This is a genomic window from Pseudoalteromonas sp. 2CM39R, assembly GCF_023161845.1.
This window is the reverse complement of sequence record NZ_JALNTM010000021.1, coordinates 111,819-119,931: the sequence shown is the minus strand read 5'-3', so window position 1 is coordinate 119,931 and position 8,113 is coordinate 111,819. Positions and strand designations below refer to the sequence as shown.

Annotated in this window: 8 protein-coding genes; 1 reads left to right on the top strand and 7 read right to left on the bottom strand. The window is 42.4% G+C overall.

Annotated elements, in window-relative coordinates; all coding sequences use genetic code 11:
• Positions 1-189: 189 nt before the first annotated feature.
• From MTF66_RS31380 to xerD, 6 genes are all read right to left on the bottom strand, one after another.
• Positions 190-387, bottom strand: a complete 198-nt coding sequence (locus MTF66_RS31380) for a hypothetical protein (RefSeq protein WP_055020963.1) — start codon at positions 385-387, stop codon at positions 190-192.
• 252 nt (positions 388-639) lie between these two features.
• The gene (gene lysS / locus MTF66_RS31375; RefSeq protein ID WP_175081029.1) at positions 640-2,175 is read right to left on the bottom strand and encodes a lysine--tRNA ligase; all 1,536 of its coding nucleotides are present in this window, start codon (positions 2,173-2,175) and stop codon (positions 640-642) included.
• 26 nt (positions 2,176-2,201) lie between these two features.
• Positions 2,202-3,300 (bottom strand): peptide chain release factor 2 gene (gene prfB, locus MTF66_RS31370; protein WP_105181232.1). Its coding sequence is split into 2 segments (ribosomal slippage): positions 2,202-3,224 and positions 3,226-3,300, totalling 1,098 coding nucleotides; the frame shifts between segments, so codons are not numbered across the junction.
• A 143-nt stretch (positions 3,301-3,443) separates the two neighbouring features.
• Positions 3,444-5,165, bottom strand: a complete 1,722-nt coding sequence (gene recJ, locus MTF66_RS31365; protein WP_248529604.1) for a single-stranded-DNA-specific exonuclease RecJ — start codon at positions 5,163-5,165, stop codon at positions 3,444-3,446.
• 77 nt (positions 5,166-5,242) lie between these two features.
• A complete protein-coding gene (dsbC, locus tag MTF66_RS31360; protein ID WP_063528332.1) occupies positions 5,243-5,977 on the bottom strand; it encodes a bifunctional protein-disulfide isomerase/oxidoreductase DsbC in 735 nt (244 codons plus the stop codon).
• A gap of 59 nt (positions 5,978-6,036) precedes the next feature.
• Entirely contained in the window at positions 6,037-6,924 is an 888-nt protein-coding gene (gene xerD, locus MTF66_RS31355; RefSeq protein WP_374237612.1) for a site-specific tyrosine recombinase XerD, read from the bottom strand.
• 128 nt (positions 6,925-7,052) lie between these two features.
• On the opposite strand from xerD, the gene fldB reads away from it, so the two are divergent.
• Positions 7,053-7,574: a flavodoxin FldB gene (gene fldB, locus MTF66_RS31350; protein WP_248529602.1), complete on the top strand. Its 522-nt coding sequence runs from the start codon at positions 7,053-7,055 to the stop codon at positions 7,572-7,574.
• 43 nt (positions 7,575-7,617) lie between these two features.
• Here fldB and MTF66_RS31345 read toward each other — a convergent pair whose 3' ends face one another.
• Complete coding sequence (locus MTF66_RS31345; RefSeq protein WP_054560816.1) at positions 7,618-8,046, bottom strand: DUF2147 domain-containing protein; 429 nt, start codon at positions 8,044-8,046, stop codon at positions 7,618-7,620.
• Positions 8,047-8,113 lie beyond the last annotated feature (67 nt).

Below are 8,113 nucleotides of genomic sequence, written 5' to 3'. Positions count from 1 at the left end.
ATTCGAACCCTCGATAGAGCTACAAACCCTATACTCCCTTAGCAGGGGAGCGCCTTCGGCCACTCGGCCACCTCTCCGTCTTGTGGGGCGTATAATAAAGATTTCAGGAAATATGTCAAACACTTTTCAAGGAAAATCGCATAGATGGTTATAGATTGTCCATAACGAGCCAAAAGAGCTTGTTTTTGTTTATCCTTTCGCCGTTTTTTCTTTATCACTCAACGGCTCAAGACCCGTCAATGGGATCAGTTCATCAGTTAACTCTGCGAGGTATTGATCTTGATAACCCAATTGTTGAAATTCGGCTATGCAAGCACGATAAAAATCTTCACGTTGATGCTCGCTTTTGTTCGTATCTGTAGGCAACGGCGAAGGCTTTTTAGTCATTATTATTAAGTCCATTTATACATTGAACGAGAATTGCGCAATGATGTCATATCTTGGCTAAAAATAATACTATTGGCCTTTGTATTTGTAGAAAAATTTTACAACTTAGTAACTTTGTTGGAAGACTAATTCAGCATTTCTTTTTAGATCAGCTAATTACAATTGAGTATTAAAATTGAGAGCAATAAAAATCAGAAATTTCTGATAACAAAAACGCCGCTAAAAAGCGGCGTTTTCAAGACTTTTAGCTGATTAATCAGCTTGAGGACGCATGTGTGGAAATAGGATCACGTCTTTAATTGTTGGTGAGTCAGTAAATAACATCACTAGACGATCGATACCAATACCCTCACCCGCTGTTGGTGGTAAACCGTATTCTAATGCACGGATATAGTCATCATCGTAGTGCATCGCTTCATCATCACCTGCGTCTTTCTCTTCAACTTGACGAGTAAAGCGCTCTGCTTGGTCTTGTGCATCGTTAAGCTCAGAGAAGCCATTTGCTAATTCACGGCCGCCAACGAAGAATTCGAAGCGGTCAGTTACAAACGGGTTTTCATCGTTACGACGTGCAAGTGGTGACACTTCCCACGGGTAAGCGGTAATGAAAGTTGGTTGAATTAGCTTATGTTCAGCTGTCTCTTCGAAGATTTCACATAAGAATTTACCCGGGCCCCATACACAGTTTTCTGGGATCTTAACGTGTACTTGCTTCGCGTACGCTTTGAGTTCTTCAAAATGGTTTTCAGGGTCATTAAATACCGCAGCATCAAAGTCGGGGTTGTACTTAAGGATAGCCTCGCTCATTGTTAAACGAGCAAAAGGTTGTCCAAAGTCGTACTCTACTGAATCAACCACTTCACCATTTTCATCTTTCGTTGTGTTTACAACAATTGGTGAACCAAGTACGTCTGTCGCAACAGTACGTAACATGTCTTCAGTAATGTTCATTAGGTCAATGTAATCAGCGTATGCTTGGTAGAATTCGATCATTGTGAATTCTGGGTTATGACGCGTTGATAAACCTTCGTTACGGAAGTTACGGTTGATTTCGAATACACGCTCAAAGCCACCCACAACTAAACGTTTTAAGTAAAGTTCAGGTGCAATACGTAAGTACATGTCGATATCAAGTGCATTGTGGTGTGTTACGAATGGACGTGCAGACGCACCACCCGGGATCACTTGTAACATCGGCGTTTCAACTTCCATGAAATCACGATCAGCTAAGAAACGACGGATACCTTCAACAACCTTAGAGCGAATACGGAAGGTTTCACGCGTCGCATCATTAGTAATTAAATCAACATAACGTTGACGGTATTTAGTTTCTTGGTCAGATAAACCATGGAATTTTTCTGGTAACGGACGTAATGACTTTGTCAGTAACTCGTACTCTGTCATTTCTACGTAAAGGTCACCTTTACCTGACTTATTAAGTGCGCCTTTAACACCGATGATGTCACCGATATCAAGTTGACCATATTTTGCTTTTAATTCTTTTTGTACGTCTTTTGATGCGTACGCTTGAATTTGGCCTTTCATGTCTTGTAACGCAAGGAAAGGACCACGTTTTGCAAGAATACGACCTGCAACTGATACAACGTGTTGCTCAGCAACTAATTCTTCTTTCGATTTATCACCAAACTCAGCTTGCAAATCAGCCGTGTAATGTTCACGACGGAATTGGTTTGGATGACCGTTGGCTGGGCAATTTTCGCGGATTGCGTCTAACTTGCCACGACGCTCAGCGATTAACTTATTTTCGTCTTGGATTTGATCAGTCATTTTTTAGCTCTTTTTTAGCTTGGTGGTTATAGGCCAGATTTAAGGCTGGCTTCAATAAATTTATCTAAGTCGCCGTCAAGAACCGCTTGTGTATTACGGTTTTCAACGCCAGTACGTAAGTCTTTAATACGCGAGTCATCAAGTACGTATGAACGAATTTGACTACCCCAGCCAATATCAGATTTAGCATCTTCTTGGCTTTGTTTCTCAGCATTTTGCTTTTGAATTTCAAGCTCAAACAATTTCGCTTTTAACTGCTTCATTGCTTGGTCTTTATTCTTGTGCTGTGAACGCTCATTTTGGCACTGTACAACAGTGTTAGTTGGTATATGAGTAATACGAACCGCAGATTCTGTTGTATTTACGTGCTGACCACCGGCGCCTGATGCGCGGTAAACGTCAATACGTAAGTCTGCCGGATTAATATCAATTTCGATATTATCGTCGATTTCTGGGTAAACGAATGCCGATGCAAACGAGGTATGACGACGACCACTTGAGTCGAACGGGCTCTTACGCACTAAACGGTGAACACCTGTTTCTGTACGTAACCAACCGTATGCATATTCGCCAACAAAGCGCACTGTTGCGCCCTTAATACCGGCCACATCACCATCAGTTGCTTCAACCAGTTCAACTTTAAAGCCTTTTGCTTCACCCCAACGTAAATACATACGCAGTAGCATATTGCACCAGTCTTGGGCTTCAGTACCGCCAGAACCTGATTGTAAATCAAGGTAAGCATCGTTTTGGTCATGATCGCCTGAGAACATACGACGGAACTCTAGCTTTTCAAGCTGTGCGTTTAAATCGCCTAATTCAGCTTCGGCTTCAGCGAAGGTTTCTTCATCTTCTGCTTCAACAGCAAGCTCGACTAAACCTTCAACGTCTTCGGTACCTGACACTAGATTATCAATGGTCTCAACGATAGCTTCTAGTGCCGACTTTTCACGGCCAAGTGCTTGAGCTCGCTCAGGCTCATTCCACACTGCTGAATCTTCAAGTTCTGCGTTAACTTCTTCTAACCGCTCTTTCTTAAGAGGGTAGTCAAAGGTACCCCCGAAGCAGTTCAGTACGTTCGCGAATTTCCTTGATTTGGTTAATCACAGGATTCACTTCAAACATGTACATTACTCCAAAATGGCTGATTTACCGCGCACCGATATCGACAATAAATACGGTAAATTATCTACAAATATTAAAAACGCCCGATTTTAACAAAAAACCGAGCGTTTTATTAGCCTTTTATGTCGATTATAACGATATTTTTATGTCGCTTTTTGTAGCTCTCGAATAATCAACTGTAACGAGAATTTACCACGGAATTCATTTATATCGAGTTGATAAGCAGCTTTCACATAACGCACTTCGGTATCTGGCCATGCACGCACATCAACACCAAATGCAATACCGTCAACTAATCGTCCAGATTGATGTTTTAAAACCAGTTTTAAGTGTTTTTCACCGACAATGCGCTGCTGTATTACCTCAAACACATGCTCAAATACTGGCTCTGGAAATTGCTGTCCCCAGGGGCCGGCATTTTTTAGTAAGTTGGCAAACTCCATCGAAAAGCATTCATTAGGCAGTTCACCATCAGTAAGTAAAATACTTTGCTTATGCTCTTCAGAGAGTGTGTCTGTCACCATTTGCTCAAACACGGTTTTAAATTCAGTAAAACTTTGCTCATTGATACTCAGCCCGGCCGCCATAGCATGGCCACCAAATTTACTGATCAAATACGGATAGAGTGTATTTACTCGCTCGAGTAAATCACGCATATGCAGCCCTTCAATGGAGCGGCAAGAGCCTTTTATTTCGCCGTTATCGCCAGCTGCAAAAATAATCGTCGGGCGGTGATACTTTTCTTTTAAGCGACCAGCCAAAATACCAATCACACCTTGGTGCCAATCAGCTTGATATAAACAAATGGCATCAGGCACTGACTCAGTTTTAAATGCTAAACGGTCAAGCACCGCTTGTGCTTCAGTTTGCATGCCCTGCTCTATTTCACGGCGCTCGTGATTGAGGCTGTCTAGCTCACCGGCAATTCGGCGTGCTTGATTTATATCGCTTGATAACAAACAGGCTATACCTAAACTCATATCATCAAGACGCCCTGCTGCATTTAAGCGTGGTGCCAATGAAAAGCCAAAGTCACTGGCACTTAAACGGGCTGCATTGCGATTTGCCACTTCGATTAGGGCACTGATACCTGGGCGTGTTTTACCACTGCGAATACGTGCTAAACCTTGATGAACTAAGGTTCGGTTATTGGCATCAAGAGCGACCACATCGGCAACGGTACCAAGGGCTACAATATCAAGTAACTCAGCCAAATTTGGCATTGGCTGATGCTGAAAATATCCTTGTTCACGTAAGTGGCTACGTAAAGCAATAAGCAGATAAAAAGCTACCCCAACGCCCGCTATTGATTTCGATGGAAACTGACAGTCATGGCGATTTGGGTTCACGATGGCATCGGCATCTGGCAGGGCTTCACCTTGTAAATGGTGATCAGTTACCAGCACTTTAATACCCGCTTGCTTTACAATGGCAATGCCATCGATACATGAAATACCGTTATCAACAGTGATCACCAGCTCGGGTTGCATAGCCACTATTTGCTCAGCAAGCGCAGGACTTAAGCCATAACCTAGGCTGAATCTATCTGGTACCAAGTAATCAAGGTTCTTTAGGCCAAACATAGCAAGGCCTTGCATTAAGGTTGCTGTGCTGGTTGCGCCATCGGCATCAAAGTCACCGACGATTAACACGCGACTTTGAGCCGCGAGGGCTTGTTGCAATAGCACCACAGCTTTGTCGATATCTTTAAACAACTTAAAGTCATGTAATGTCGCAGCGCTATTATCGAGTTCGGTGGCACTTTGCACCTGTCGAGTCGCATATATTTGCTTAATTACAGGGTGTAAATGGTGTGGTAGATGCGAATCATCAACATGAGGGCGAGCTTGAATTATTTTTTCCATGTCGGAAATGGTACTTCTTTGCTTAAGACAAATAAAAAAGGCCTACGACAAATAGGCCTTTTCGTTTAAAAAATCAGTTATGAAGATGTTTTTGGTAAGGCATCAAGCGCTTGGCTGATCTGCGCAGCTGATTGATAACCTGGGATCATGGTGCCATCTTCTAAAATAATTGCTGGAGTACCCGACATACCAAAGCTTTGACCTAGTTGGTAATGCTCAGCAATTGGCGCGCTACAACCTGGCACGTCTGCTACTTCTGCACCCGCTTTTGCTTCTGTTAACGCTTCAGCAGGGTCTTTAGCACACCATACATTCATTAGATCTTGGTAACCTTTACCACGTAAACCACCACGTGGGAAAGCAAGGTATTTAACCGTGATACCCGCATCTAAGAAATCATCAAGTTCACGGTGTAACTTACGGCAGTAACCACAGGTAATATCGGTAAAGACTGTGATTGAATGCTTTTCGTTTTTCGCTTTGTAAACGATCATTGAGTCTTCGTATTCAGCAATGCCTTCTTTACGTACATCGCTCAGTGCATGCTCTGTTAGATTAACTCGGTTATTAAGGTCAATCAGTGTTCCTTGCATTAGAAATTGACCGTCAGGGCTTGCGTACAGCACGCCTTTATCAGTAATTAGTTCTTTAAGGCCTGCCACTGGGCTTGGGTTTATTTGCTTAACGGTTACGCCTAATTCAGCAAACTTAGCAATAATAGGGGCATCAGCAGCGTCTGTTGTTGATACGCCATTGGCAAACACATTTAAGCTTGTGCCTAGTAGTGCTGTGGCTAAAACTAACTTTTTCATAAATATCCTATATCCTGATCATTTTTTATATAGACCGGTACATCTCTAAAAATCTTGCACTAAGCACGTGGATGATGTTGCTCGTGTACCGACTTCAATCTTTCATTCGCTACATGGGTATAAATTTGTGTTGTTGATAAGTCACTGTGACCTAACATCATTTGCACGACTCTAAGGTCCGCCCCATGATTAAGCAAATGCGTTGCAAACGCGTGTCTGAGCGTATGCGGTGATAACGGCGATTCAACTGATGCCAAAATAGCATAGTGTTTGATGCGATGCCAAAAAGTTTGTCGTGTCATGCCAATCCCGCGCTTTGATGGGAACACAAAGTCAGTGGCATGTTTAATCATTTGCGAACGACCCACTTTTAAAAACTGCTCAAGCCAGTACATTGCTTCTTCACCGAGGGGAACTAAACGCTCTTTATTACCTTTACCTTTTACAAAGACCACCGCTTGGCGCAAATTAATTTGCTCCATTCTGAGCCCCACCAGCTCAGTAACGCGAAGCCCTGTGGCATATAACAGCTCAAGCATGGCTTTATCGCGAAGCCCCATAGGATCTTCTATGTCTGGGGCTGCAAGCAGAGCTTCGACTTCGGCTTCTGACAGCGTTTTTGGTAATGACTGCCCAGCTTTTGGCTGAGCAATATTGACCATCGGTGAATCGGCAATGGCTTTTTCGCGCACAAAATACTGATAAAAACGCTTAAGCGCACTGATGCTACGTGCAGTGCTGCGCGACTTTAGCCCTAAATCAACACGGTATGCTAAATACGCTTCAATATCATCAGAGCGAACAGCTAGTAGGTCTTTATCTTTTAAAAATTGGCAAAACTTTTCAAGGTCGCTGCGATAAGCGGCGAGTGTATTTTCGCTGACTCCTTGCTCAAGATACAGCGTATCTAAAAATAACTCTAAATGTTCGGCGTTCTTTGCTGTTATTACACCTTTTTGGGCTTGTGAATTATTATCAGCCACGCGTACTCTCATCCTTATCAAGGTATCAATTGATTATACCTTACGGTAAACTTACGCCTATCATATCAGGCAAATACACAGTGATAAATACGATGCAGATTGGTTTATTTTATGGTTCTACAACCTGCTACACAGAAATAGCGGCAGAGAAAATTCGCGATATTATTGGTCACGACATAGTGAGCCTTCACAATATCAAAGATGAGCCATTAAAAAATGCAGAGCAATTTGATTTCGTGATCTTCGGCATTTCAACTTGGGATTTTGGTGAGTTGCAAGAAGATTGGGAATCAATCTGGGACGACATTAAAGATGTTAACCTAAACGGCAAAACCGTGGCTCTGTTTGGTATGGGCGATCAACAAGGTTATGGTCAGTGGTTCCAAGACGCGCTTGGCATGTTACACGATGAAATTTGTGATCAAAGCATTACCTTGTTAGGCAAATGGACTAACGATGCAAGTTATGAATTTGAGGCTTCAAAAGCACTCACTGAAGATGGTAAACAATTTGTTGGCTTAGCCCTTGATGAAGACAGTCAATACGAGCTCAGCGATGAGCGTATCGCAAGCTGGGTTGAACAAGTCATGACTGAGTACAGCGAAAGCTTGTAAGTCATGAATAAAAAAGCCAAGCATCGCTTGGCTTTTTTAATGGTTATTCAACACGTTGCCAATATTGATTACGATAGAAAAATGCAATATATCCGCGTACTTCAAGCACCTTACCTTGTTCTTGTGGGGTCAGTTTAAGGGTATAGGTTTTACCATTGTTTGGGTCTAGAATTTCACCCTCTTGCCAGCTACCATCGCCAGCATCTGTAGCGCCTTCTATAATTTGTAACCCTAAAATAGGCTGATTTTTCTTATCACCTTTACACTCTTCGCAGATTGCGTCTTGCTTGGCTGGGTTAAGGATTTTTTCAACACTACCAACCAACACACCATCTTGCTCACTAATACGTACTAAAGATTTCGCTTCATTCGTTTCTTCGTCAATAGTTTTCCAAAGACCGACAGGCGTCAATGCAGCAAAACTCAACTGAGAAAATAATAAGGCAGATAAAACAATTGATAAACGGAACATAAAAAACTCGTATAAAACTTAAGACTTTGGCACTATATCAGGGCTTAACCAAACACACCATTTTACT